This is a genomic window from Kitasatospora dryopteridis (genome assembly GCF_050749075.1).
Classification (GTDB): Bacteria; Actinomycetota; Actinomycetes; order Streptomycetales; family Streptomycetaceae; genus Kitasatospora.
The window spans coordinates 933,661-957,291 of the sequence record NZ_CP192749.1 but is presented as its reverse complement, the minus strand read 5'-3'; the positions used below and the strand labels follow the sequence as shown (position 1 = coordinate 957,291).

The 23,631-nt window shown below is 73.9% G+C and carries 18 protein-coding genes; 10 read left to right on the top strand and 8 right to left on the bottom strand.

The genetic code is table 11. From position 1 onward, the window contains the following. Positions 1 to 175 precede the first annotated feature (175 nt). The 5 genes from ACQ614_RS04415 (at position 176) to ACQ614_RS04395 (ending at position 4,948) form a co-directional block, all read left to right on the top strand. Positions 176 to 1,267: a PP2C family protein-serine/threonine phosphatase gene (locus ACQ614_RS04415; RefSeq protein WP_431676834.1), complete on the top strand. Its 1,092-nt coding sequence runs from the start codon at positions 176 to 178 to the stop codon at positions 1,265 to 1,267. A 47-nt stretch (positions 1,268 to 1,314) separates the two neighbouring features. Beyond that, positions 1,315 to 1,953: a helix-turn-helix transcriptional regulator gene (locus tag ACQ614_RS04410; RefSeq protein WP_431676833.1), complete on the top strand. Its 639-nt coding sequence runs from the start codon at positions 1,315 to 1,317 to the stop codon at positions 1,951 to 1,953. Continuing rightward, positions 1,950 to 3,083: an aminotransferase class I/II-fold pyridoxal phosphate-dependent enzyme gene (locus tag ACQ614_RS04405; RefSeq protein WP_431676832.1), complete on the top strand. Its 1,134-nt coding sequence runs from the start codon at positions 1,950 to 1,952 to the stop codon at positions 3,081 to 3,083. Before ACQ614_RS04410 ends, ACQ614_RS04405 begins: the two co-directional genes overlap by 4 nt. Next, complete coding sequence (locus ACQ614_RS04400; RefSeq protein WP_431676831.1) at positions 3,080 to 3,532, top strand: hydrolase; 453 nt, start codon at positions 3,080 to 3,082, stop codon at positions 3,530 to 3,532. Before ACQ614_RS04405 ends, ACQ614_RS04400 begins: the two co-directional genes overlap by 4 nt. A 138-nt stretch (positions 3,533 to 3,670) precedes the next feature. Beyond that, positions 3,671 to 4,948, top strand: coding sequence for an aminotransferase class I/II-fold pyridoxal phosphate-dependent enzyme (locus ACQ614_RS04395; RefSeq protein WP_431676830.1), 1,278 nt, complete (start codon positions 3,671 to 3,673; stop codon positions 4,946 to 4,948). A gap of 50 nt (positions 4,949 to 4,998) precedes the next feature. Here ACQ614_RS04395 and ACQ614_RS04390 read toward each other — a convergent pair whose 3' ends face one another. After that, positions 4,999 to 6,333 (bottom strand): chloride channel protein, encoded by a 1,335-nt coding sequence (locus tag ACQ614_RS04390; protein WP_431676829.1) that lies wholly within the window; start codon positions 6,331 to 6,333, stop codon positions 4,999 to 5,001. Positions 6,334 to 6,512: 179 nt separating this feature from the next. After that, positions 6,513 to 7,946, bottom strand: a complete 1,434-nt coding sequence (locus tag ACQ614_RS04385) for a DUF2252 domain-containing protein (protein ID WP_431676828.1) — start codon at positions 7,944 to 7,946, stop codon at positions 6,513 to 6,515. A gap of 202 nt (positions 7,947 to 8,148) precedes the next feature. Between ACQ614_RS04385 and ACQ614_RS04380 the strand changes: the two genes are divergently transcribed. Next, on the top strand, positions 8,149 to 9,642 hold the full coding sequence (locus ACQ614_RS04380; protein ID WP_431676827.1) for a hypothetical protein: 1,494 nt from the start codon (positions 8,149 to 8,151) through the stop codon (positions 9,640 to 9,642). Between the two features lie 84 nt (positions 9,643 to 9,726). Further along, positions 9,727 to 11,121 carry an MFS transporter gene (locus tag ACQ614_RS04375; RefSeq protein ID WP_431676826.1) on the top strand — a complete coding sequence of 465 codons (1,395 nt, stop codon included), beginning with the start codon at positions 9,727 to 9,729 and terminating at the stop codon, positions 11,119 to 11,121. An 18-nt stretch (positions 11,122 to 11,139) separates the two neighbouring features. On the opposite strand, the gene ACQ614_RS04370 is transcribed toward ACQ614_RS04375, so the two are convergent. Then, on the bottom strand, positions 11,140 to 12,093 hold the full coding sequence (locus tag ACQ614_RS04370) for a DUF389 domain-containing protein (protein ID WP_431676825.1): 954 nt from the start codon (positions 12,091 to 12,093) through the stop codon (positions 11,140 to 11,142). Between the two features lie 167 nt (positions 12,094 to 12,260). Here ACQ614_RS04370 and ACQ614_RS04365 point away from each other — a divergent pair, with 167 nt between their 5' ends. Continuing rightward, entirely contained in the window at positions 12,261 to 14,075 is a 1,815-nt protein-coding gene (locus tag ACQ614_RS04365; RefSeq protein WP_431676824.1) for a glycoside hydrolase family 15 protein, read from the top strand. A 48-nt stretch (positions 14,076 to 14,123) separates the two neighbouring features. On the opposite strand, the gene ACQ614_RS04360 is transcribed toward ACQ614_RS04365, so the two are convergent. Next, positions 14,124 to 15,881, bottom strand: a complete 1,758-nt coding sequence (locus ACQ614_RS04360; RefSeq protein WP_431676823.1) for a cation:proton antiporter — start codon at positions 15,879 to 15,881, stop codon at positions 14,124 to 14,126. A gap of 312 nt (positions 15,882 to 16,193) precedes the next feature. Between ACQ614_RS04360 and ACQ614_RS04355 the strand changes: the two genes are divergently transcribed. Beyond that, positions 16,194 to 16,730, top strand: coding sequence for a hypothetical protein (locus ACQ614_RS04355; protein ID WP_431676822.1), 537 nt, complete (start codon positions 16,194 to 16,196; stop codon positions 16,728 to 16,730). Beyond that, complete coding sequence (locus tag ACQ614_RS04350) at positions 16,724 to 19,111, top strand: hypothetical protein (protein ID WP_431676821.1); 2,388 nt, start codon at positions 16,724 to 16,726, stop codon at positions 19,109 to 19,111. The genes ACQ614_RS04355 and ACQ614_RS04350 overlap by 7 nt, the downstream gene beginning before the upstream one ends. Before the next feature lie 210 nt (positions 19,112 to 19,321). On the opposite strand, the gene ACQ614_RS04345 is transcribed toward ACQ614_RS04350, so the two are convergent. The 4 genes from ACQ614_RS04345 to ACQ614_RS04330 form a co-directional block, all read right to left on the bottom strand. Further along, positions 19,322 to 19,648, bottom strand: a complete 327-nt coding sequence (locus ACQ614_RS04345) for a hypothetical protein (RefSeq protein ID WP_431676820.1) — start codon at positions 19,646 to 19,648, stop codon at positions 19,322 to 19,324. Between the two features lie 39 nt (positions 19,649 to 19,687). Then, a complete protein-coding gene (locus ACQ614_RS04340) occupies positions 19,688 to 21,193 on the bottom strand; it encodes a CHAD domain-containing protein (protein ID WP_431676819.1) in 1,506 nt (501 codons plus the stop codon). A 67-nt stretch (positions 21,194 to 21,260) separates the two neighbouring features. After that, on the bottom strand, positions 21,261 to 21,812 hold the full coding sequence (locus ACQ614_RS04335; protein WP_431676818.1) for a YceI family protein: 552 nt from the start codon (positions 21,810 to 21,812) through the stop codon (positions 21,261 to 21,263). Between the two features lie 183 nt (positions 21,813 to 21,995). After that, positions 21,996 to 23,462 carry an MFS transporter gene (locus tag ACQ614_RS04330; protein ID WP_431676817.1) on the bottom strand — a complete coding sequence of 489 codons (1,467 nt, stop codon included), beginning with the start codon at positions 23,460 to 23,462 and terminating at the stop codon, positions 21,996 to 21,998. Positions 23,463 to 23,631: the final 169 nt, after the last annotated feature.

The window sequence follows — 23,631 nt, the reverse complement described above, 5'->3', positions numbered from 1 at the left end:
CGGCTGCCGTCGCGGCGTTCTGACCGGCCGTCGGCACCGCGGGGCGCGTCCGCTGAGCCGACCGGACGGCAGCGGCGGCCGGGCGGGCCACTGCGGGTGTCCTGCCCCGTCGGGCGGGCCGGCGGCGGTTATCGTCGACAGTCCCTGCCCTCCGGATGGGAGTCGTGGTTCGCCCGTGGCGAGGTTGTCCGAGCAGTGGCCGCGCTACGTGCGGCTGGCGCCGTGGGTGCTGGTCGTCGGCGGGCTGGTCTGGGACTCGCTGGCGACCGCCGACTACTGGGGCGACCCGATGATGGCGGCGGCCTTGGTGCTGGCGGGCGCGCTGCTGTCGCTGCGGGACACCGTGGCGGTCGGCGTCGCCATCTCGGTGGGCGTGATCGTGCTGACCGCGCGGGACGGCACGATCGGCACCACGGCGGGCTGGCTGGAGCTGCTGAACACGGTCTTCGCGGCGCTGATCGGACTCTGGGTCAACCGGGTGATCGCCCGGCACGGCCGCCGGCTGGCGGTGGTGCGCTCGGTGGCGGAGGCCGCCCAGCAGGCGGTGCTGCCCGCGCCGCCCGCCCGGGTGGGCCCGCTGGCGGTGGCCGCGTGCTACCGCGCCGCACAGACCGAGGCGCTGATCGGCGGCGACGCGTACGCCGTCCAGGAGACCCCGTTCGGTGTGCGGGTGCTGATCGCGGACGTCCGGGGCAAGGGCCTGCGGGCGGTCGCGGCGGTGTCGGCGCTGCTGGGGGCGTTCCGGGAGAACGCCGACCGCGAGCCCGACCTGCCGGCCCTGGCCGCCGGGCTGGAGCGGGCGATGGCGCGGGAGAGCGCCCTCGGGGAGGAGGAGGTGCGGGCGGAGGGCTTCGTCACCGCGCTGCTCGGCGAGTTCGATCCGGCGGGGCGCCTGCTGCGGCTGCTGAACTGCGGGCACCCCGGCCCGTACCTGCTGGCCGCGGGCGGCCGTGCCGTCACGGTGCTGGAGGCCCGCGAGCCGGGCCTGCCGCTGGGGATGGGCGGTCTCGGGGTGCCGATCGCGGCGGCGGAGGAGTGGCCGTTCGCGGCGGGGGACACCCTGCTGCTGGTCACCGACGGAGTCACCGAGGCGCGGGACCGGGCGGGGGAGTTCTACGACCCGGCGGTCCGGCTGGCCCCGCTGGGCCCCTTCGAACGGCCGCAGCAGGTGATCGACGCCCTGGTGGCCGACGTCGAACGCTGGACGGGCGGCCCCCGCGACGACGACATGGCCGTCCTCGCCGTGACCTGCCGCCCGGGCCCGTAGGGCGCACCGCCTGGATGTTCCGTCCAGATCGGACGTATAGTCCAGATATGGAGACGGAACCGACCGACCCCCGGGTCCGGCTGTGGGGCCCGGTCTGCCAGGCGGTGGCCCTGCTGCTCGGCCCGTACGCCGAGGTGGTGCTGCACGACGCCCGCCGCGACCGGGTGCTCGCCATCTGGAACCCGCATGCCGGCCGCGCCCCCGGCGACCCCTCGCTGCTGGGCGAGCTCGACCGGCTGGAGCCGGCGGCCCACGACGTCTACGGCCCCTACGAGAAGCTGCTCGCCGACGGCCGGCGGCTCTCCTCGGTCAGCGCCGTGCTGCGCGGCGAGGACGGCACGCCGTCCGCCGTGCTCTGCGTCAACCTCGACCGCACCCCGCTGGACCAGGCGGCCGCCGTGCTGAGCCGCTTCGCCGCGCCGACCGCCGAGCGGCCCGAGCCGCTGTTCGAACAGGACTGGACGGAACGCGTCCAGGAGATCGTCGGCGCCTTCGTCCGCGACCGCGGCCGCCCCGTGGAGCGCCTGAACCGCGCCGAACGGCTCGCCGTGCTCGCCGAACTCGACCGGGCCGGCGTCTTCGCCGTCCGCCGCGCCGTCCCCGTCGTCGCCACCGCCCTCAAGGCCTCGCGCTCCACCGTGTACGCGCTGCTCGCCGACCTCAAAGCCCCACGGAGCACCCCATGACCCGCCTGCCCGACTTCCGCCTCGAGACGTACTTCTCCCGCTGGGAGTTCACCGCCCGCCACCACCTCACCGCCTCCGACGTGCAGACCATGCCGATGGCCGACCTGCTCGCCCTCGCCGATGCGGAGGACCTCGACGCCTGGCAGAACCTCACCCTCGGCTACACCGAGACCTTCGGCGACCCCGGCCTGCGCGAGGCGATCGCCGGCATGTACGAGACGGTCGGCGCCGACGACGTGATCTGCTTCGCCGGCGCCGAGGAGGGCCTGTACATCGCCATGCAGGTCCTCCTCGACCGCGGCGACCACGCAGTCGTCGTCACCCCCAACTACCAGGCCGCGGAGACCATCCCGCTGGCGCTGTGCGAGGTCACCGGCGTCGCCCTGGACGAGAAGCAGGACTGGGCCCTCGACCTGGACGCGGTCACCGCCGCCCTGCGCCCGAACACCCGCGTGGTGTCCGTCAACTTCCCCAACAACCCCACCGGCAAGGTGATCGACCGGGCCGACTTCACCGCGCTCGCCGCCCTCTGCGAGGACCGCGGCATCCACCTGTTCAGCGACGAGGTCTACCGCGGGCTCGAGCGCGACCCCGCGCGCGCCCTGCCGCAGGCCGCCGACCTCTCCCCGGGCGCCCTCTCGCTCAACGTCACCTCCAAGGCCCTCGGCCTGCCCGGCCTGCGGATCGGCTGGATCACCTGCCGCGACCGCGCGCTGCTGTCCCGCCTGGAGCGGGCCAAGCACTACACCACCATCTGCAACTCCGCCCCCAGCGAGGTCCTGGCCCGCATCGCGCTCAAGGCCCGCGCCACGATCCTGGACCGCAACCGGGCCCTCATCGCGGCCAACCTGCCGCTCTTCGACGCCTTCTTCGCCGAGCACGCCGACCTCTTCGAGTGGCAGGCCCCCGACGGCGGCTGCGTCGCCTTCCCCCGCTACCTCGGCGCCGACGGCGTGGAGGAGTTCTGCACCCGGCTGGTCGAGGAGGCCGGCGTCCTGCTGCTCCCCGCCGGCATCTACCGCTCCGAGCTCACCCCCACCCCCGCCGACCGCTTCCGCATCGGCGTCGGCCGCCGCGACCCCGAGCCCGCCCTGCGGGCCTTCGGCGACTGGCTGAGGGCCCGCCGGTGACCGCCCCCGACGCGCGGCCGGCGACCGGCCCCGACACCCTGCTCTCCCGGCTCCCGCCCGCTCTCCTCGCGGTGCCGTACGTCGGCGCACGGCACCCGCTGTCCCGGGCGGTCGCCGAGCGGCCCGGCCCGGAGCACGGCGCCAACTGCCAGCTCTACGCCTACGCCGTGCTCGCCCACTTCGGCCTGCGGGCACCGGCGCTGCGCTCCAGCGACCTCTGGGAGGACACCGGGAGCACCCTCCGGGTGGCCGAACCGGCCCCGCTGGACCTGCTGCTCTTCAACGCCGGACCCGACCCGTACGGCGCGCACGTCGGTGTGTGCGCCGGTGAGGGCGCCGTGCTCCACCTCTGCGCGGAGGTGGGCCGCCCGGCCGTCTGGAGCCTCGCCGAATTCGCAGCCCGGGAGCGGTACCGGGTGCTGATCGGCGCCAAGCGGGTCACCGCCTGACGCTCCACCAGTACGCAGACCCCGGGCCGCCGTGCTGGTCACGGCCCCTCCGCCCGGCCGGCGGCCCCGGGCGCGTTGGTAGATTGGGCGGCGCAGCAGTCCCCGGTCCAACCGCAGCCACCCCCGGAGGGGAACCCCGTGTCACAGCCGTCCACGTCACCGTCGGTCGGGCCGGAGCAGGCGGCGGATCTCGCCGCCGCCCGTGCCGCCTACGAGGAGCTCCGCGCCAGCGGCCTCAAGCTCGACCTCACCCGGGGCAAGCCCTCGTCCGAGCAGCTGGACCTCTCGGACGAGCTCCTGACGATCCTGCAGCCGGGCGACGTCAAGGCGGCGGACGGCACCGACTGCCGAAACTACGGCGGCCTGCAGGGCCTGACCGAGCTCCGCGCGGTCTTCGCCGAGCTGCTGCAGGTCCCGGCCGAGCAGCTGTTCGCCTGCGGCAACGCCAGCCTCACCGTGATGCACGACATGGTCGCGCACGCGATGCTCTCGGTGCTGCCGGGCGCCAAGCAGCGCTGGGCGGACGAGGACGAGATCCGCTTCCTGTGCCCGGTGCCCGGCTACGACCGGCACTTCACGATCTGCGACCGCTTCGGCATCACCATGGTGCCCGTCCCGCTGACCGGCGAGGGCCCCGACATGGACGTCGTCGAGGAGCTCGTCGCCGCCGACCCGCGGATCAAGGGCATGTGGTGCGTGCCCAAGTACAGCAACCCGACCGGCGAGAGCTACAGCGACGAGACGGTGCGCCGCCTCGCCGCGATGCCCGCGGCCGCGCCCGACTTCCGGCTGTTCTGGGACAACGCGTACGCCGTGCACCACCTCACCGCCGAGCCCACCGAGGTCCTGCCGATCCTGGCCGCCTGCGCCGACGCCGGCCACCCGGACCGCGCCTTCGTCTTCGGCTCCACCTCCAAGATCACCGCGGCCGGCGCCGGCGTGGCCTTCTTCGGCTCCTCGCCCGCCAACATGGCCTGGTACGCGGGCCTCGCCGCCGCACAGACCATCGGCCCGGACAAGCTGAACCAGCTGCGCCACGCCCGCTTCTTCAAGGACGCGGCCGCGGTCGAGGCCCACATGGAGCGCCACCGGGCGCTGCTCGAGCCGCGCTTCGCCGCGGTGTACGAGGTGCTGGAGCGCGAGCTCGGCGGCATCGCCACCTGGACGCGTCCGAGCGGCGGCTACTTCGTCAGCCTGGAGGTCCCGGAGGGCTGCGCGTCCGAGGTCGTGCGGCTGGCCAAGGAGGCCGGCATCGCGCTGACCCCGGCGGGCGCCGCCTTCCCCGGCGGCCGCGACCCGCGGGACAGCCAGATCCGGCTCGCCCCGTCCTTCCCGTCGGTCGACGAGGTCCGCGCGGCCATGGAGGGCGTGGCCGTCTGCGTCCGCCTCGCCGCCGCCGAGCGCGCCGCAGCCTGACGCGAGGCGTTCACCACCAGGGCGCGGGGAACTGCGCAGTTCCCCGCGCCCTACGGGTGACCCGCCGTTGGCGCGGCGGGCCGTTTGGCCAGCCGCAGTGAGCAGACGTACGAGACGACCACGGCGACGATCACCAGTGGCATGACGGTCAGGCCCTCGCCGCCGAGCAGCAGGCTGGCCAGCAGCACCGAGGTCATCGGCAGCTTCAGCATGGCCACCGACATGGCTCCCAGCCCCATCGCGAATCCGGCGGTGGTGTCCAGGCCGGGCAGGTGGGAGAGGGCGAGCCCGCCGGCCGCACCCACGAAGAGGGCCGGGAAGACCGGGCCGCCGCGGAAGGCGCTCAGCGAGGCGCAGTAGGCGAGCGACTTGCAGAGCACCAGCACCACCAGGGCGCCGACGGTGTAGTCGGCGCTGTCGGCCAGCAGCGGGCCGAGGGCGTCCTGCCCGGAGAAGAGCACCCCGGTGGCCGGCTTGTCGGTGATCACCGCGTAGATCAGGGCGAACACGCCCACGGTGACGCCCATCAGCACGGTGAGCGGCAGCCGGTGCCGTTCCACGTGCCGCTGCAGGCCGAGCGAGGACCGGTGGATCGCCTCGCCGAGCAGGGCCGCGGCCACGCCGGCCACGATCGCCCAGCCGAACTCGGCGAGGGTGGGCCGGTCGGTGGGAGGCACCTGGTGCAGGGTCAGCGAGTAGGTGCCGAGGCCCGTCCAGGTGCCGAGGCCGGTGAAGATCAGTGAGCCGATGCCCGCCGCCAGCAGGCCGGGCACCAGCACCACGCCCATCATCAGCCCGCCCACCCCGGACGCCTCCATCAGCAGGAAGGCGCCGACCAGCGGTGAGCCCAGCAGTTCGCTGATGGCCGCGAAGCTGCCGGCGGCGGCGACCACGTTGACGGTGCTGGGCGGCGCATCGCGTTTCAGCAGTTTGATCGCACCGGCCGCGAGCCCGCCGCCGAGCGCGATCAGCGGCGCCTCCGGGCCGAGTACGGCACCCAGGCTGAGCGTGGCGATCGCGGCGAGGGCGACACCCGGAACCGACGCGACCGTGGGTGCGCCGCCGGTCTTCAGTCCTTCGGCGGGCTTGTGGCCGCCGCCGCCCGGCAGGTACCGGATCGTCAGGGCGACCAGCACGCCGGACACCGCGAGCAGCGGGATCGCCCACCAGTCGGGTGTCCCGTCGAAGCCGAGGCCCTTCGGCAGGTCGTCGAAGAGCAGCGACTGCAGTTCGGAGACCAGGGCGAGGAAGCCGAACGCCATGGCCGAGATCGGCACGCCCAGCAGGGCCGAGAGCACCAGCACCGAGATGTAGCCGCGGCTGCGGACGATCGCCATGGGGTCCTGCGGGGCCGTGGCGGGCCCGGCGACCGGTTCGCCCGGCATACGCATCGTCTCCTCGGCATCTGGGCCCGGCGGTCGGCCGGACCCGGGGTCCCCGGTCACGTGATACCACGCGGAGGCCGCCCGGCCACGGCTGCTGCCGCCGGTCGGCGCCGCGCATCCGGCACGGTCATCCGCACGGCCCACGCCCGGTTGCGGGCACGGGCCGTGACACGGTCGGCTCAGTCGGCCTTGGCGACCGGGTCCGCCGCCGGCAGCCGGCCGGCTCGGACGGCCGCCACCAGTGCCTCGTGGTCCCGCTCGTTCTGGTCGGCGTACGCCTCGGCGAACTGCACCAGCGCCCGGTCGAAGACGTCCTTGCCGCCGAGGTAGGCGGCGATCGCGATCCGGTCCCCGGAGCGGGCGTGCGCGCGGGCCAGGGTGAAGCCGCAGAGCTCGCCGAAGGCCCGCATGCCGGGCGGCTCCATCGCCTCGGCGACCGCGATGCCCTTCCAGTCGCGCAGCTGGCGGACGTAGAAGTCGCGGCGCTTGCCGTCGATCCCGTCCACCCGCTCCCAGCCGAGGAAGATGTCGCTGGCCGCCTGCATCAGCCGCTGGCCGGCCACCACCCGCTCGCCCTGGTTGCGGTACCGGCTGGCGCCGACGTGCGCCGCCAGCACCGAGGCGTCGGCCTCCTTGGCCTGCAGGAACAGCGGGTCGCGCCCGTCCCGGCCGAGCAGCAGGAAGATCCAGCAGCGGGTGCCGACACTGCCGACGCCGACGACCTTGCGTGCCACGTCGACCAGCCGGAAGTCCGTCAGCAGGTGCCGCCGGTCGCTGGGGAGGGTGCGGCCGTAACGTTCGACGAGGCCGTGGAAGAGCGTCATCAGCGCCGTCCGCTCGACGGCGGGCAGCAGATCGGAGATCGGCATCAGCAGCGGCGCGTCCGCGGCGATCCGGGGGTGGCCGTCGACCATCTCGGTGAGCTTGTCGAAGACCTGCAGGCTGTCGCGCGTCCGGGCCTTCGCCATCGCCTGGGCGAGGCCGCGCTGCCCGCGCTTGGGCGCCCGCTCGGCGGCCAGCGTCTGCAGCATCTCCGAGTCCATCCGGGCGTACCAGACGTCCAGGTTCCGCATCTCCGCGAACCGGGCCATCGACTCGCGGTACTGACGGACCGTGGACCGCACGATGTCCGCGCGCTCCCGGCCGTCGAAGCCGTTCGCCCGGCCGGCGATCACCAGGCTCGCCGAGAGCCGCTTGACGTCCCACTCCCAGGGCCCGGGCAGGGTCTCGTCGAAGTCGTTGATGTCGAACAGCAGCTGCCGCTCCGGCGAGGCCAGCAGCCGGAAGTTCAGCATGTGGGCGTCGCCGCAGAGTTGGGCGCGGATGCCGGAGTCCGGGCTGCCGGCCAGGTCGGAGGCCATGATGGCGGCGGCGCCCCGGTAGAAGCGGAACGGCGACTCGGTCATCCGGCTGTAGCGGATCGGCACCAGCTCCTGCACCCGCTTCGCCGACTGGGCCTCCAGGATGCCCAGCGGGTCGGGCCGGTTCCGGCCCGGCCGGAACTCGGCGTGGCTGGAGCGGGGTGCCGCGCGGCGGGCCGCCCGGCCGCGCGCCGCGCGCTCCTCGGGCGTGGCGTGCTGCCCCGGCGTCCCCGTGCGCTGGTCCTGGGCCATCGGTCGTCCTCCTGCCTGGCGGAGCGCCGCACCCGCGCGTCGTCGGCGGTGGGCGCAGCCGTTCTCCGATCATCGCGGCCGGGGCCGGTTCCGTCCTGCCGAGCGGGCCGCGGCACCACCCGTACGCCCATCCCCGGTGGTGGGGGCGCCGGGCCGCGCTTCTCCTGATAGGGCGAACCGACCCCGACCCGAGGAGAGCCCGATGGCATCGAGCGACTCCGAGCCCGGCCCCGGCGAACCCCGGCCCGGCCGGCCCGACCAGGGCCCGCCGGCGGAACCCACGCCCCCGGGCGGGCAGCCGACGGTGCCCGGGACACCCGCGCCGCCGTCCGTGCCGCCGCCCCCGTCCTCCGGCACGCCCGCCGCTTCGGGTGCGGAATCGGACGAGGTCGCGCGGCTGCATGCCCGGATCGCCGCCCTGGAGGCCACCCACCCCCCGGCGAAGAAGGAGCACCACCGCTGGCGGACGTCAGGCGCCGTGGTGCTCATCGTGATCGCCTCGCTGCTGTCCATGATCTCCGTGCTGGCGGTCTGGACGGCCGACTTCGTCGGCAACACCGACCGGTACGTCTCCACCGTCGCGCCGCTGGCCACCGACCCCGACATCCAGGCGGCGGTCACCAACCGGGTCACCCAGGTCGTACTGGAACAGATCGACGTGGACGCCCTGGTGAAGGAGCTCTCCGACGCGGCCGCCCAGCAGGGCGTGCCGGAGAACGCGGCGAAGCTGATCGACAATCTCAAGGGGCCCATCAAGAGCGGCCTGACCCAGTTGGTCAGTTCGGCCGTCGACAAGGTGGTCACCAGCCAGGCGTTCGACACCATCTGGGTCGACGCCAACCGGCTCGTCCACTCCGCCCTCAACAAGGCGTTGACCGGCGAGGGCGGCGGCGCGGTCAAGCTGGAGAACAACCAGGTCGCCATCGACATCGGGCCGATCGTCGCCAAGGTCAAGGACGAGCTGGTCAACGCCGGCTTCGGCCCGGCCGCCAGGATTCCCGACGTGCACACCAACTTCGTGGTCTTCGCGTCGAAGGACATCGGGAAGATCAAGACGTACTTCCGGCTGCTCGAGGTCATGGGCGTGTGGCTGCCGATCGTCGCCGTGCTGATCGCCGCGGCTGGTGTCTTCCTGGCCGTCAACCGGCGCCGGGCGCTGATCGGCGCCGCGGTCGGCGTGTTCTTCGGCATGCTGCTGCTGGGCATCGCCCTCACCCTCTTCCGGGAGATCTACCTGGACCGCCTGCCGCCGGGCGCCAACCAGGCCGCGGCCGCCACGATCTACGACACGTTGGTCCGGTTCATGCGGGCCAGCATCCGGGCGATCGGCACGGTCGCCGTGGTCACCGCCGTCGGCGCCTTCCTGATCGGCCCGTCCAGGCCGGCCGTCGCCGTGCGCACCGCCTGCCGGCGGATTATCGGGTCGCTGCGCGACGCGCTGTACTCGCTGGGCATGAAGCTCGGCCCGGTGGGCCCCTTCGTGCACCGCTGGAAGCGGTGGATCGGCGTGGCGATCCTGCTGATCGCCGCGATCGTGCTGGCGACCTGGAGCTACCCGACCTGGGCCGTGGTGCTGTGGATCACCTTCTTCGTGGCGCTGGGCTTCGCCATCCGCGAGTTCCTCGACACGGGAGCGGAGGGAGACCGGGCGCCACCCCCCTCGGGCGTGGGCGGGCCGCCGCCGGCCCACGCCTGACCGAGCCGGGGCCGGGGCCCGACCGCCCCGCGCCCCGGCCTCTGCACGCGGGAGAGACCCTCTGCACTCGAGAGAGGACAGGCCTTGGCCGGAGCGGACACCCCCGGACCGCGGACGGAGGCCCCGGGCCGGGTGCTGGCGCCGCTCGCGCTGGCGCAGTTCATCTGCAGCTTCGCCGGCTCCAACATGAACGTGATGATCAACGACATCAGCCACGACCTGGACACCACTGTGCAGGGCGTGCAGGTGGCCATCACGGTGTTCCTCCTGGTGATGGCCGCGCTGATGATTCCCGGCGGCAAGGCCACCGACCGCTTCGGCCGCAAGCGCTGCTTCCTGGTCGGGCTCGCGGTGTACGCGGTGGGCGCCGTCCTCAGCGCGGTGTCGCCGGGGCTGGGGGTGCTGATCCTCGGCAACTCGATCCTCGAGGGCGTCGGCACGGCCCTGCTGATCCCGCCGGTCTACATCCTCACCACCCTGCTGTTCACCGACCTGACCTCCCGGGCCCGGGCCTTCGGGGTGATCATGGCGGCCGGCGGGATCGGCGCGGCGGCGGGCCCGCTGATCGGCGGCCTGATCACCTCGGCGATCAGCTGGCGGGCGGCCTTCGTGTTCCAGGCCCTGGTGATCGTGGTGATCATCGTGCTGAGCCGCTCGATCGCGGACCCGCTGCCGCCGGCCCCGGCGCGGCACTTCGACGTCCGCGGGGCCGTGCTCTCGGCCGCCGGCCTCGTCCTGGTGGTCATGGGCATCCTGGCGGCCGACAACAACCTGTGGCTGATGGCCGCCCTGCTGGTGGCCGGTGTGCTGGTGCTCGCGTGGTTCCTGCACTGGGTGCGGGCCGAGGAGCGGGCCGGGGTGGAACCCCTGCTCTCCACCGCCCTGTTCCGCAACCGCACCTCCAACCTCGGCCTGGTCACCCAGAACGCGCAGTGGCTGCTGCTGATGGGCTCCTCGTTCACCGTGGCGGCGTTCCTGCAGGTCGTCCGCGGCTACGACGCCATCCAGACCGGTGTGATCTTCACGGCGGCCACGCTCGGCCTGCTGGCCACCTCGCTCGCCGCCGAACGACTGGCGAAGCGGCGCCCGCAGCGCACCCTGATCATCGCCGGGTTCGTGCTGACCATCGCCGGGATCGGCGTCCTGATCGCGCTGGTCGCCGGCTCGCCCGGCGCCTGGGCCTTCGCCCCCGGCCTGCTGCTGATCGGCCTGGGCCTCGGCGTGATGCTCACCCCGTCGGTCAACGTCGTCCAGTCGGCCTTCCCCGAGGAGCGCCAGGGCGAGATCTCCGGCCTCTCCCGCAGCATCTCCAACCTCGGTTCCTCCTTCGGCACGGCCGTCGCCGGCACCATCCTGGTCGCCGGACTGAGCAAGAACGCGTACGCGGCCGCCATGGCCTCCCTCGCCGCGGCCGGCCTGATCGGCCTCGGCGCCGCCGTCCTGCTGCCCCGCACCGGCAAGCCGGACGGGCGGTCCTGAAGGGGCCGCGGACCGGCCTCAGCCGCCGGCCCGGGCGTCGCGGCGGCGGCCGATGCGGCGCCAGACGGCGCGCTGGAAGCGGAGCGTGGCGGTGCCGACCGCGATCAGCACGACCACGTTCAGCAGCAGCTGGAAGAACGAGCCGCGGGCCTTGTCCCAGGACTCGAAGGCCGCGGAGACGCCGACGTCGGCGGCCGCCGGAATGGTCGTCACCGAGATGAAGACGCCCAGCAGGGCGCTCGTCCGGGCCTCCGTGAGCGAGACGATCCCGACCACGCCCGCCAGGCAGGCGACCGCGACCGAGAAGAAGTCCGGGGTGCCGATCAGGTGGGAGACCGGCCGCAGGCCCGCACGGTACGCCGGGGACTCCAGGCCGAAGCCGCGGATCAGCAGGGCGAACAGGAAGGTCGCGGCGATCGCGGCGAGGAAGCCCCCGGTCAGGGCGGTGAGCCCGCGCCGGACCGCCTCCCGGTCGCCGCGGTCGAGGCCCAGCGCCACGCCGACGATCGCCCCGTACTCCGGGCCGACGACCATGGCGCCGACGATGAGGATCTGCGAGTTGGTGACGATCCCGACGGCGCCGATCAGCCCCGCCACCACCAGGTAGAGGTAGAAGCTCGGCGCGAACGCGGTCTGGGCGCGGATACGGGCCTCGACCTCCTCCCAGACCGGCGCATGGGCGCGCAGGCCGAGGCGGCGGGCGCCGTCCTGCGCGGCCCGCCCGAGGAAGGCCAGGTCCACCGGCTCCACGACCACCGATCCGAGGGTGTCCAACTCCAGCGCCCGCAGCCCGCGCAGGACCTCGTTGGCGCCGCCCGCCAGCACGTCGCACTCCAGCGCGTCCCCGTCCGGGCGGCGCGCCGACCCCGGCAGCAGGACCAGGTTCAGCACGCAGGGATCGCCGGTGAGCAGCGCCACGACCTCGTCGGTCAGCTCCGGCGGGCTCACCGCGCGGACGTGCACCATGTCCATCCGGCACCTCCCGCACTCCGGGCGCTCCGCCCGCGGGCGCGGCGGCCACCTCCAGTAACACCGCGGGCCGCGGGTGCGGCAATCCGGGCGGCGCCGGGCACAGCGGGCGCGGGCGGGCCATTGGCCCGATAGTGGACCGAGCGGGGGACCTCCGAGAGGGGATGTTCATGGACCGCTACCCGCCGATCGCCGAACACGGCCTCGTGGGCGACCTCCAGACCGCCGCCATGGTGTCCTCGCAGGGCGTCGTCGACTGGTTCGCCGCACCGCGCTTCGACTCGCCGAGCGTGTTCGCGGCGCTGCTCGACCACGACCGCGGCGGATACTTCCGGCTCTCGCCCGTCCACGAGGAGGGCACCTGCCGGCAGCTGTACTACCCGGACAGCGCCGTCCTGGTCACCCGCTTCATGTCGCCGGACGGCGTCGGCGAGGTGGTCGACTACATGGTGCCCCAACCGGGCGCCGCGAGCCCCCGGCACACCCTGGTGCGGACGGTGCGGTGCGTACGCGGCACCGTCCGGTTCACCCTCGAGTGCCGGCCCCGCTTCGACTACGGGCGGGCCACCCACGAACTCGACCTGCGCCCCGAAGGGGCCGCCTTCCGCGCGCCCGGCGCCGCAGCCCACCTGATGACCACCTTCCCGGTGGAACGCGACGGCCAGGACGTGGTCGGCGAGGTGACGCTCTCCCTGGGCGACGGCGCCGTCGCGGCGTTCACCGTCGGCGGTGCCGACGACCCGGCCCCCGCGCCGGTCTCCGTCGAGGGCGCCACCGAGGAGCTCTGGCAGGTCGTCGACCACTGGCAGGACTGGGTCCGCAACTCCCGCTACCGCGGCCGCTGGCCGGACATGGTGAACCGGGCCGCCATCACCCTCAAGCTGCTCACCTACGCCCCGACCGGCGCACCGGTCGCCGCGGCCACCATGGGCCTGCCGGAGCAGATCGGCGGCGAGCGCAACTGGGACTACCGCTACACCTGGGTGCGCGACGGCTCCCTCTCGGTGCGGGCCCTGGTCGACCTGGGCTTCGTCGAGGAGGCCGGCGCCTTCACCCGCTGGCTCGGCGCCCGGCTCCGTGACGGGGTCGACTCGGGGGGCGAGGCCCTGCAGATCATGTACAAGGTCGACGGGGAGCCCCTGCTGACCGAGGAGATCCTCGGGCACCTGGAGGGCTACCGCGGCTCGGCACCGGTGCGGCTCGGCAACGCCGCCGCCGACCAGCTGCAGCTCGACATCTACGGCGAGGCGTTCTACGCCCTCTCCGAGGGGCGTGAGGTGGAGCTGCAGTCCGCCTACCAGGGCTGGAAGACCGTCTCCAAGGCGCTGGACTGGCTCGCCGACTCCTGGGACCGGCCCGACGAGGGCATCTGGGAGACCCGCGGCGGGCGCAAGAACTTCACCTACAGCCGGTTGATGTGCTGGGCGGCCTTCGACCGCGGCCTGGAGATGGCCACCCGGTTCAGCCGCCCCGCCGACATCCTCCGCTGGCGGTCGGCCCGCGACGCCATCCTGGAGCAGGTGGTCGAACGCGGCTGGAGCGAGAAGCAGCAGGCCTACGTCCAGCACTACGAGGAGGACGTCCTCGACGCCTCGCTGCTGCTGATCCCCCGGGTGGGCTTCCTCGCACCGATGGACCCGGCCTGGCTGTCCACCCTGGACGCCATGGACCGCACCCTGGTCTCCGACAGCCTGGTCTACCGATACGACCCGGCCGCCTCCCCGGACGGCCTGCGCGGCTCCGAGGGCACCTTCAGCCTCTGCACCTTCCTGTACGTGGACGCGCTGGCCCGCGCCGGCCGGCTGCGGCAGGCCCGCTACACCTTCGAGAAGATGCTCACCTACGCCAACCACGTGGGCCTGTTCGCCGAGGAGATCGGCCCCACCGGCGAGCAACTGGGCAACTTCCCGCAGGCCTTCACCCACCTCTCCCTCATCATGGCGGCCACCACCCTCGACAACGCCCTCGACCGGCTGAGGAGTTGAGCGGCAAGCCACCAAGGGGCGCTGGGAACTGCGCAGTTCCCGGCGCCCCTATGCGGTGCCCGCGGGACCGAGGAGGACGGCCATGTCGCCGGCTGCCGGCTGCGGGGTGCGGTCCTCGGTGACCGGGAGCAGGCGGCCGTCCGGGCGGACCAGGAACAGCACCTGGTGACCGGGCGGGCCGCTGCCAGCCGAGTGCGTGCTGATCCTCGCCCCGGCCGCGTAGCGCCGTGCCAGTTCGGGGCGGGTCAGGCCGCCGCCGAAGAGCACTTCGCCGCCGGTGTACGGCGCCACCACGCCCCGGCCCCCGGTGGCCGGGCCCAGCCGGTAGACCGCGCCCTCCAGCGTCTCGTGCAGCGTCACCGAGGCCAGCGCGTTGAAGTCGTCCTCCTCGGTGAGCAGCAGCACCCCGGTGATGCCCTCCAGTTCGGCCCCGGCGCCGGTGGCCGCCGCCAGCAGCTCGCCGGGCGCGAGTTCCAGCCCGGCGGCCGTGATCCGGGCGCGCTCGGCATCGGCGCCCGCCCACATCAGCACGTCCAGGCCGAGCGAGTGCAGGGCCAGGCCGAGGTCCACCGCGAACGCGTCCCCGCCGACCAGCAGCGGCCGCGAGCGGGCGGGCCGCAGCACGTGGAGCCGTCGGGCGACCGGGAAGGCCGTCAGTCCGTACAGGGCCACGGTGGCGACGATGACCAGGAAGGTCGCGGGCAGCAGCCGTTCCGCGCCGTCGACGCCCTTGGCGACCAGGGTGGCGGCGAAGGTGGAGGCGGTGGCCGCGGCGACGATGCCGCGCGGCGCCATCCAGCCGATGAACGCCCGCTCGGTGCGGGACAGGTCGGTGCCGAGCGTGGCCAGCAGCGTCACCAGCGGCCGGACGACCAGCACGAGCGCGCCGACCAGGCCGACCGTGGGCAGCACCACGTGCTGCAGCGACGCGGGGGTGACGGTGGCCGAGATGGACACGAACAGCAGCCCGATGACCAGCGAGACCAGGGTGTCCAGGAAGGGGCGGCGGGCCGGCAGGTCCAGCCCCGGCAGGTTGGCCATCGCCATCCCCATGACCACCGCCGAGATCAGGCCGGTGTCGTCGCGCAGTGAGTCGCAGGCCGCCGCCACCCCGATCACGGCGGCGAGCTGCACGGTGGTGCCGAGCACCTCGGAGAGCCGGATGCTGCGCAGCAGCACGAAGAGCAGCCCCGCGCCGATCGCGCCGCCCGCGCAGCCGACCGCCGCACTGATCCAGAACTGGCCGACCTGGCTGCGCAGGCCGTCCGCGTCGGCCGAGAGCACCCCGTGGAAGACGAAGGCGCCGAGGATGCCGCCGACCGGGTCGATCAGCGAGCCCTCCCAGACCAGGATGCGCTGCAGCCGCTCCTTGGGGCGGACGAAGTGCAGCAGCGGCCCGACGACGGTCGGCCCGGAGACGACGAGGATCGCGCCGAGCATCACCGCCGAACGCTTGGACATGTCGAGCAGCGGTACGGCGAGCGCCGACGCGGCCGCCCAGGTGATGAGGGTGCCCAGCCAGATCAGCCGGACGACCACCCGCCGGTCGTGCCCGCGGAGGCGCTGCAGGTCCAGTCCGAGGCCCGCCTCGTAGAGGATCACCGCGACCGCCAGCGAGACCATCGGGGAGAACGCGGGGCCGAGCAGTTTCTCCGGGTCGACGGTGTCGGTCAGCGCCCCGGCCGCGAACCCGACCGGGAGCAGGACGAGCAGAGCGGGGATGCGCAGGACGCTCGCCAGCAGCTGGGAGGCCGCGGCGAGGACCACGATCAGCCCCAGACCGGTCAGCACCTGCTCGGCCGTCACAGCGCCGCCTCCTCGGTCGGTCCACCGGCTGTCCCCGCGCCCGGCGGCACGGGTCGTCCGCCGGGCGCGGGGTGGCCCGCGCCAGCCTTCCGCCGCGGCGGGCCGGGTGCAGGGTGCGGCTCGCGGTACTGGGCCGTCGGGGTGAGGGCCGTCCCTCCGACGGCGTACCCGCCGGGCGGCACAGGGCGTCCTCCGTTTGCACCCGTCCGACCCGGTGTGCGCCGTCGTACCCGGGGTCTACACTCGCGGTCTGACGCCAGGTCAGGCCGGGCGCGGCGCGTGCACCGGCGGGGGGCGGCTACGGGGGTGCAGGTGGCTCAGGGCTCGGCGCGCGAGAGCGCCCGGATCGGCGGTGTGCGCACGACCGCCAAGTACGAGGTGGACGCGCTCGTCAAGGACCTCATCGACCAGTTCAGCGGCGCCCGGCTGCCCATGCCGGTCGTCGTGCTGTACGCCGAGGACGACGACCCGGAGCTCGACCGCGAGGTCGAGGGCGTGGTTCACGCCGTCCAGGAGGCCCAGGAGAACGGCGGCCTGCCGTACCGGGTGGTCGCGGGCGCCGAGGGCGACGACCCGCACCGCAACGCCGTGGCCATCCTCGACGGCCTCTCCAAGGGCCCCTGGGCCCGCCGCGGACCGGCCTGGTACCGCGCCTACCCCAGCCCGCGCTCCCGGCTGGTCGCCGCGATCGAGGCCGCCGCCCGGCACGTCCTCACCGCCCCCGCGACCGCCGGCCGCCGCTGGACGAGCAGGTCGAGGCCGTCCTCGCCCGGCTGCGCGACCTGCACTGGCGGCCCGAGCCGCGCACCGCCGGCGGCGAACTCCAGCGCGTCCTGTCACCGGTGCTGAACTCCACCACCCTGATCGGCGCCTTCGTCCTCGCGGGGCTCACCAGCCTGCTCACCCAGGCGCAGTGGCAACTCGTCGTCCTCGTCATGCTCGGCGCCCTGCTCGTCCTCGGCGTCACCGGGTGGGTGCGCCGCAACACCGCACCGCTTTCCTGGCTCGGCCGGGCCAGCCGCTGGTTCGCCACCACCACCTTCCTCGCCGCCTCCGGCCGGCAGGCCGCCGCCTGGTCGCTGTGGCGGCCCCGGATGTCCTGGGACGTCACCCAGGCCCGCGCCCGCGAGGTTGCCGGCGAGATCCTCAAGGCCCAGCTGCCCGCCACCCCCGACGACGAGAAGGACCGCGCCCAGCAGTTCCACCTCCAACTGCGCACCCTCGCCCTGCTGGAGGACCTCCGCTGGGCCCACCGCTCCTGGGCGCCCGACCTGCGCGGCCGCAAGCGCCGCGTCCCGCCCGTGGTGTTCGTGCCCCGCGCCGACGCCGGCAACGGCGCCCTCCGGGTGCTCGGCGCGATCAGCGACGTCCGCAGCCGCCGCAGCGAACAGGACCCGCTGCTCGTCCTCGCCGGCGTCGCCCACGCCGACGTCGCCGCCTGGCTGGAGGACGCCGGGACGGCACCCGTCACCGTGCACGCCGTCGGCGCCCGCCGCCGCGGCCCCTACGAGAGCTGGGTCAGCGACCTGCGGGTGCGCCAGGCCCCCAGCCGCGGGCGCGCCCTCGCCTGGACGCTGCCGGTGCGCCTCACCCGTCTCCAGCTGAGCGCCGGCGAGACCACCCGGCTCGCCGCCGTGCCCGTCCGCCGCTCCTGGTGGTTCCTGTGGTCGCGCTGGACCCTGCTCGCCGTCCTGGTGCTCGCCGCCTGCGGCGGCGTGCTGCGCGCCCAGCAGCTCGGCGACCGCTACTGCGAGGCCCGGCTGCTCGGCTCCAACCCCGACGCCGTGTGGCGACAGGACCCGGGCGGCACCCGCGAATGCATCGGCGTCGCCACCGGCGGCGTCTCCTTCGCCGGCGACGGCGGCGGCATCCGCCTCAGCGGCACCCTGCCCGGCACCGACACCGACCGCACCGGCGCCGCCGTCGGCCTGGAGACCGTCGAGGCCGCCATCCGCCGCGAGAACGCCCGCATCGACGCACTCCCCGACGTCCGCTACATCACCGTCGTCTACGCCGGCTCCCTCACCACCGCCGCCGGCCAGCAGCCCCGGGCCCTCAACAGCCTCAAGGAACTCACCGGCGTGCACCTCGCCCAGCTGCGCAACAACGCCGGCGACCCGCTGAAGATCAAGATCCTGGTGGCCAACGGCGGACAGGACATGTACTTCCAGACCGAGATGGTCCAGCGGATCGTCGACGCCGCCCACCGCGACCGCTCGATCGTCGGCGTGGTCGGCCTCGGCCGCGACACCGCCGACAGCGACAGCTCCCTCACCCTCCTCCAGCAGGCCGGCCTCGCCGTCGTCAGCACCACCAACTCCGCCACCTACCTGGCCAAGGGCCACGTCAACTACTTCGGCCTCGCCGCCACCGACCAGGAGGAGGCCGCCGCCCTGCGCCTGATCGTCGACGGCCTCGCCCTGCCGGCCGCCGACAGGTACGCCGCCGTGCTCACCCGCACCCCCACCCGCGACGACCGCTACAGCCCCGAACAGGCCGAGTACGGCTCCGCCATGCTCAAGGACGCCGGCTTCCAACTCCTCGGCGGCCGCCCCCTCGAGTACGGCCTCACCAGCAACGGCGACCCCGACTTCGAGGCCGCCCTGCGCACCAGCTGCCACTCCGACCACCAGCCCTCGGTGCTCTACCTGGCCGGCCGGGCCGACGACGTCAACCAGCTGATGCGGCGCCTCGCCGCCGACGCCGGCTGCAGCCGCCCGCTCACCGTCCTCACCGGCGACGACCTGACGAAGGCCCAGTTCCGCACCGGCGCCACCTGGATGGCACCCCAGGCCACCCTCTACTACACCGCCCTCACCGACCCGGCCGTCACCGCCCGCGCCTCCGACCTCGCAGAGGTCGCCGCCGCCGAACTGCGGCTCGCACCCCGCGGCGACAACCCCTACGAGGACGACGTCTTCTCCGACGGCGCCCTCGCCCTCGCCTACGACGCCACCGCCGCCCTCCAGGCCGGCGCCGCCAAGGCGGGCGCCTCGCAACTGGGCGGGATCGGCTCGGTGATGGCCGGCCTGCGGGCCGTCGAGATGAAGAACCGGGCCACCGGCACCGTCGACTTCCGCGACACCCGCCCCCTGGCGACCGGCCCGCAGCCCGGCCACGGCCTCCACATCATCCGCGTGCGCCGCGCCGCCGAAGGAGCCCCCCTGATCGAACGCATCTGCGGCCGCCCCGCCGGCGACCCCCGCCCCCTGACCGCCTGCACCCCCTGAGGGACCGCAGGGGGCGACCATCAGGGGCGCGGGGAACTGCGCAATCCGGGGCCGGAGAACCTGCGCGACCGGCCGGCCATGAACAGGGGCGCGGGGAGCTGCGCCGTGTGGGAGCGGCGAACTCGAGAACCAGGGGTTTCACCAGTTCGGTGAGCTCGCCCCACCTCGATTGCGCAGTTCCCCGCGCCCCTGGTGGCTTGCCCATCCGGCTCAGACGGGGTGGCCGGCGGTGCGGAGGCCTTCGCGGACGGCCAGGGCTGCGGCGGCGGCGCCTGCGTAGGCGGCGGGGCGGGCGTCGTTCGCTGCGGCGATCCGGGCGGCCCGCTGTTCGGCGGCCTCCGCGACCGCGCGGGCCTCCTCGTCGGTCAGCCGGGCGCCGTCCAGGCAGGCGGCCCGCCGTTCGCGAAGGGTCTCGACGCGCTGCCGGGCCCGTGCCAGCTCCACTTCGGCCTCGGTGACCCGGTCGGTGAAGTAGTTCGTCACGGCATCGCGCACCGGCGGACCGTACGGTGCGGACGGCTCCTCTAGCTCGGCCATGGCAGCACGCTAACCGCCGGTGCCGGATACGGCGTCATCTCAGCCCTTCGCCTTCTTCCGCGCCTTTGCGGCGTCCGCCACCTGCTGCTCCTCCCCGGCCCGCTGTGTCGCGTACAGCAGGCCGTACCCGAAGGCGTCCTCGCCGTGGTGCCGTGCCTCGTCGGCGGTGTCGAGAACGGCGGGTTCGGCGACGACGCCGTCCTGGTGGGCGCCGAGCGGCTTCTGGATGCGCTTCATGTTCTTGCGCAGCCGTTCGGCGGGCTTTCCGGCGACCGGTGCGGCGCTCTCGGACGTGTAGCGGGCCCGTTTGGCCGCCTTGCGGGCGCGGTGCAGGGCGGCGTCGCGTTCGGGGCCCGGTGGCAGGTCGAGGGCGGTGCCGAGGCGGCGCACCGTCCGGCGGCGCTGTTTCTTCAGGACGCGGCGGGCCTCCGCCTTGCCCCGTTCGGCCCGCCGGGTGAGCGGGGGATCGGCGGCGAGCCTGTCGACCGCGTCCAGCAGGGCGAAGTAGCGGCGGCCGTCCATGACCTCCAGTGCGGCCCGGTGCGCGCGGCGGTAGCGGCGGCCGAACCGGGCGGTGATCCGGGCGGACACCTCGGCGGGGCGGCCCGCCGCGGGCAGTTCGGCGGCCTGTTCGCCGAGGCGTTCGCCGAGCACCTCGGCATCCCTGGCCCGGCCGAGCACCTTGCCGAACCACCGGAGCTCCTTGTCCAGCGGGTCGGTGATGTCGCGGTCCAGCAGTTTGCGGTGGGAGGCGAGGGCACTGCGGATGCGGCGCACGGCGACCCGCAGCTGGTGCACCGAGTCCGGCCGGTCGTGGCGGACGGCCGGGTCGAGGGCGCGGACGGCCGCCACCTGCTCGCGCAGGTAGGCGGTGAGGGCGGCGCCGACCGAGCCGGCGGGCGGCTCGGACTGCTCCTGCCCCTCGGTGAGGCGGTCGCCGAGCACCCGGCCGAGCTTGGAGCTGGCCGCGGACCGGCGCAGCCCCCGGGCCCGCAGCTGCTCCTCGACCTCGTCCATCAGCTCGGGCCGGCCGTCGGCCAGCTCGACCTCGGTCTCCTCCCAGACGGTGACCGCCGCGCGCCGGGCCGAGGGTTCGGCGGACGGTTCCTCGGCGGACACCCGGTCGCGGACCACCTCGGCGAGGGTCCGCCGCTCGGCGTCGACCAGCAGGGTGATCACCCGTTCGGTGCGCAGCCGGGCCACCGGGGCGAGCGGTTCGCCGCGGGCCGCGCCGCGGGTCAGCCGGACGAGTTCCTTCGGCGGCCGCCGTTTGCGGCCGGCGTCCAGGGGCAGCCGGGTCTCGACGCGGATGCCGTTCGAGCCGGGTGTCTTGAGGTGCCAGCCGGCGTCGGCTCCGCCACGGCGTCGGCGCAGGGTGATGCCGCTGCGCAGCAGGCGCAGGTCCGGGGTGTCGAAGTAGACGGCGTCCAGCTTCTCGGTGCCGCCCGGGACGGCCTGCGCCACCTGCGGCAGCCCGTCGGCGGACAGCGGGCGCTCGAGGGCGCCGTCGTACTTGCGCTCGTTCTCCTCGTGCACGGTCGTCATACCGACCGTCTGTCCGTTGCGCGCCCGCTCCAAGCGGGGAAACGGCGGATGTTTTTCGCGGCCGCGGTCACTTCTGCTTGATCGCGGAGACGTCGAACTCGAGGAGGATCCGGTCGGAGACCAGGACGCCGCCGCCCTCCAGCGCGGCGTTCCAGTTGACGCCGAAGTCCTTGCGGGAGATGGCCACGGAGCCCTCCAGCCCGACCCGGAGGTTGCCGTACGGGTCGACGGCGCTGCCCGTGTACTCGAAGTCGATGGTGACCGGCCGGGTGGTGCCCTTGATCGTGAGGTCGCCGGTGACGTGGTACTCGTTGGTGCCGACCTGCCTGACCGCGGTCGAGGCGAAGATGATCTCGGGGTGGTTCGGCACGTCGAGGAAGTCGTTGGTGCGCAGGTGCTGGTCGCGCTGCTGGTTGCCGGTGTCGATGCTGCCGGCCCTGATGGTGACGCGGGCGTGGGAGCTGCCCGGGTCCTCGCTGTCCAGGTGGGCGGTGCCCTCGAACTCGTCGAAGGAGCCGCGGACCTTCGTCACCATGGCGTGGCGGGCGACGAAGCCGAGCCGGGTGTGGGTGGGATCGAGGACGTACTCCCCGGTGAGCCGGGGCAGCGCGGTGGTCATGGCGGCGTTCCTCCTCGGGCGGGCCCGGCGGCGGACGGCCGCGTGGGCGGTTCCTCTGCCGGCGCGCTTCTGCCCAGGTCGGGACCCGGCGACACGCCGTCCGGCCGGGAAATGCGAACGGCCGCGGCTGCCCCGGTGGAGGGCTGCCGCGGCCGTCGGCCGTGTCTTGTGGATCCTGCCGGATCAGGCGTGGACCTTGGCGGCCGGCTCGCCGGCCTCCGCGGTGCCGTCCGCCGACTCGCCGGCGGTGTGCGGGCGGGCGTGCCGAGGGAGCAGGAAGATCGCGACGAAGACCACGGCCATCATGGCGAGCTCGACGACGAGGGTGATCTGCTCGGCGTGGACGAAGTCGCCGTTCTTCACCTGCTCGAAGAAGACGGTGCCGAGGATCGCGGTGCCCAGGGCCGCGCCGAACTGCTGCACCGAGGTGAGCGTGCCGGAGGCGGAGCCGGTCTCGTGCGGCTCGACCGAGGCGAGCACGGTGTCGAAGAACGGCGCCATCACGAAGCCCATGCCGAGGCCGGTGACGGTCAGGGCCGGGGCCAGCTGCCAGGGGGTGACCTCGGCACCGGCCAGGTGCAGGGTGAGCATGATGCCGCCCACGCCGAGGGCCATCACGATCAGGCCGCCGTGCATGACCTTGCGGCCGAAGCGCTGCAGCGCCTGCGAGGCGACGAAGGCGACCACCATGCCGAGCGAGGACGGGATGCCGGCCAGGCCGGCCTTGAACGGCGAGTAGTGCAGGCCGATCTGGGTGTAGAGGCTGAAGGTCAGCCAGAAGCCGGTCATCGCCGAGAAGAACAGCAGGCCGAGGACCATGCCGCCGCTGAAGCCGCGCTTGGCGAACAGGCTGGGCTCGACCAGCGGGTCGCCGCCGTTGCGGCTGCGCCGGCTCTCGTACCAGCCGAAGAAGCCGAAGACCGCGACGGAGGCGGCGATCAGGGCGAAGGCCCAGAGGGGCCAGTCGTGCTCGCGGCCCTGCACCAGCGGGAAGATCATCAGGGCCGAGCCGGCCGCGGCCAGCAGGGCGCCGAGCAGGTCGAGGCGGACGGCGCGGGCGCTCTTCCACTCGGGCAGGAAGCCGAGGCCGCCGGCGATGGCGAACAGGCCGAGCGGGATGTTGATGAGGAAGATCATGCGCCAGCCGGTGCCGAACAGGTCGGCGTCGACCAGCCAGCCGGCCAGGATCGGGCCGCCGACCGTGGACAGGCCCATGACCGGGCCGAACATGCCGAACGCGGTGGCCTGCTCCTTCTCGGAGAACATCTCCTTGAGCATGCCGAGCCCCTGCGGCAGCATCACCGCGCCCAGCAGGCCCTGGAAGACCCGGGCGGCGATCAGCTGGTCGGGCCCCTGGGCGAGGCCGCAGCCGATCGAGCCGAGGGTGAAGCCGACGGCGCCGATCAGGAACATCCGGCGGCGGCCGAAGATGTCGCCGAGCCGCCCGCCGGTGATCAGACCGATGGCCATGGCCAGCGTGTAGGCGGCGCCCATCCACTGGATGGTGCTCTCGCCGCCGCCGATGTCGGCGCGGATGGAGGGGGCGGCGATGTTGGTGACCAGCGAGTCGAGGAGGTCCATGACCTCGGCGGCGAGGATCACGAACAGCGCGGCCCACCGCCAGCGGTAGGGGGTGGGTGTGTCGCTCATGGCGTCTCCAGACGGGAGGAACAGCGTTTCCATCGAACGAACACTGTTCTACGGACCCGATCGGCGTTCTGTCAAACAATATTCGCGGGGGCGAACACTGTTCGTTCTCGGTTACGATGATCGTCGACGTCCGTTGCGTTCGTCGATGTCCGTTTGCACTTGAGGAGGC

Excerpts from the sequence above, each read along its gene's own strand:
- ACQ614_RS04410 (WP_431676833.1), top strand. The coding sequence starts at position 1,315 with ATGGAGACGGAACCGACCGACCCCCGGGTCCGGCTGTGGGGCCCGGTC.
- ACQ614_RS04405 (WP_431676832.1), top strand. The coding sequence starts at position 1,950 with ATGACCCGCCTGCCCGACTTCCGCCTCGAGACGTACTTCTCCCGCTGG.
- ACQ614_RS04390 (WP_431676829.1), bottom strand. The coding sequence starts at position 6,333 with ATGCCGGGCGAACCGGTCGCCGGGCCCGCCACGGCCCCGCAGGACCCC.
- ACQ614_RS04385 (WP_431676828.1), bottom strand. The coding sequence starts at position 7,946 with ATGGCCCAGGACCAGCGCACGGGGACGCCGGGGCAGCACGCCACGCCC.
- ACQ614_RS04380 (WP_431676827.1), top strand. The coding sequence starts at position 8,149 with ATGGCATCGAGCGACTCCGAGCCCGGCCCCGGCGAACCCCGGCCCGGC.
- ACQ614_RS04370 (WP_431676825.1), bottom strand. The coding sequence starts at position 12,093 with ATGGACATGGTGCACGTCCGCGCGGTGAGCCCGCCGGAGCTGACCGAC.
- ACQ614_RS04365 (WP_431676824.1), top strand. The coding sequence starts at position 12,261 with ATGGACCGCTACCCGCCGATCGCCGAACACGGCCTCGTGGGCGACCTC.
- ACQ614_RS04345 (WP_431676820.1), bottom strand. The coding sequence starts at position 19,648 with ATGGCCGAGCTAGAGGAGCCGTCCGCACCGTACGGTCCGCCGGTGCGC.
- ACQ614_RS04340 (WP_431676819.1), bottom strand. The coding sequence starts at position 21,193 with ATGACGACCGTGCACGAGGAGAACGAGCGCAAGTACGACGGCGCCCTC.
- ACQ614_RS04335 (WP_431676818.1), bottom strand. The coding sequence starts at position 21,812 with ATGACCACCGCGCTGCCCCGGCTCACCGGGGAGTACGTCCTCGATCCC.
- ACQ614_RS04330 (WP_431676817.1), bottom strand. The coding sequence starts at position 23,462 with ATGAGCGACACACCCACCCCCTACCGCTGGCGGTGGGCCGCGCTGTTC.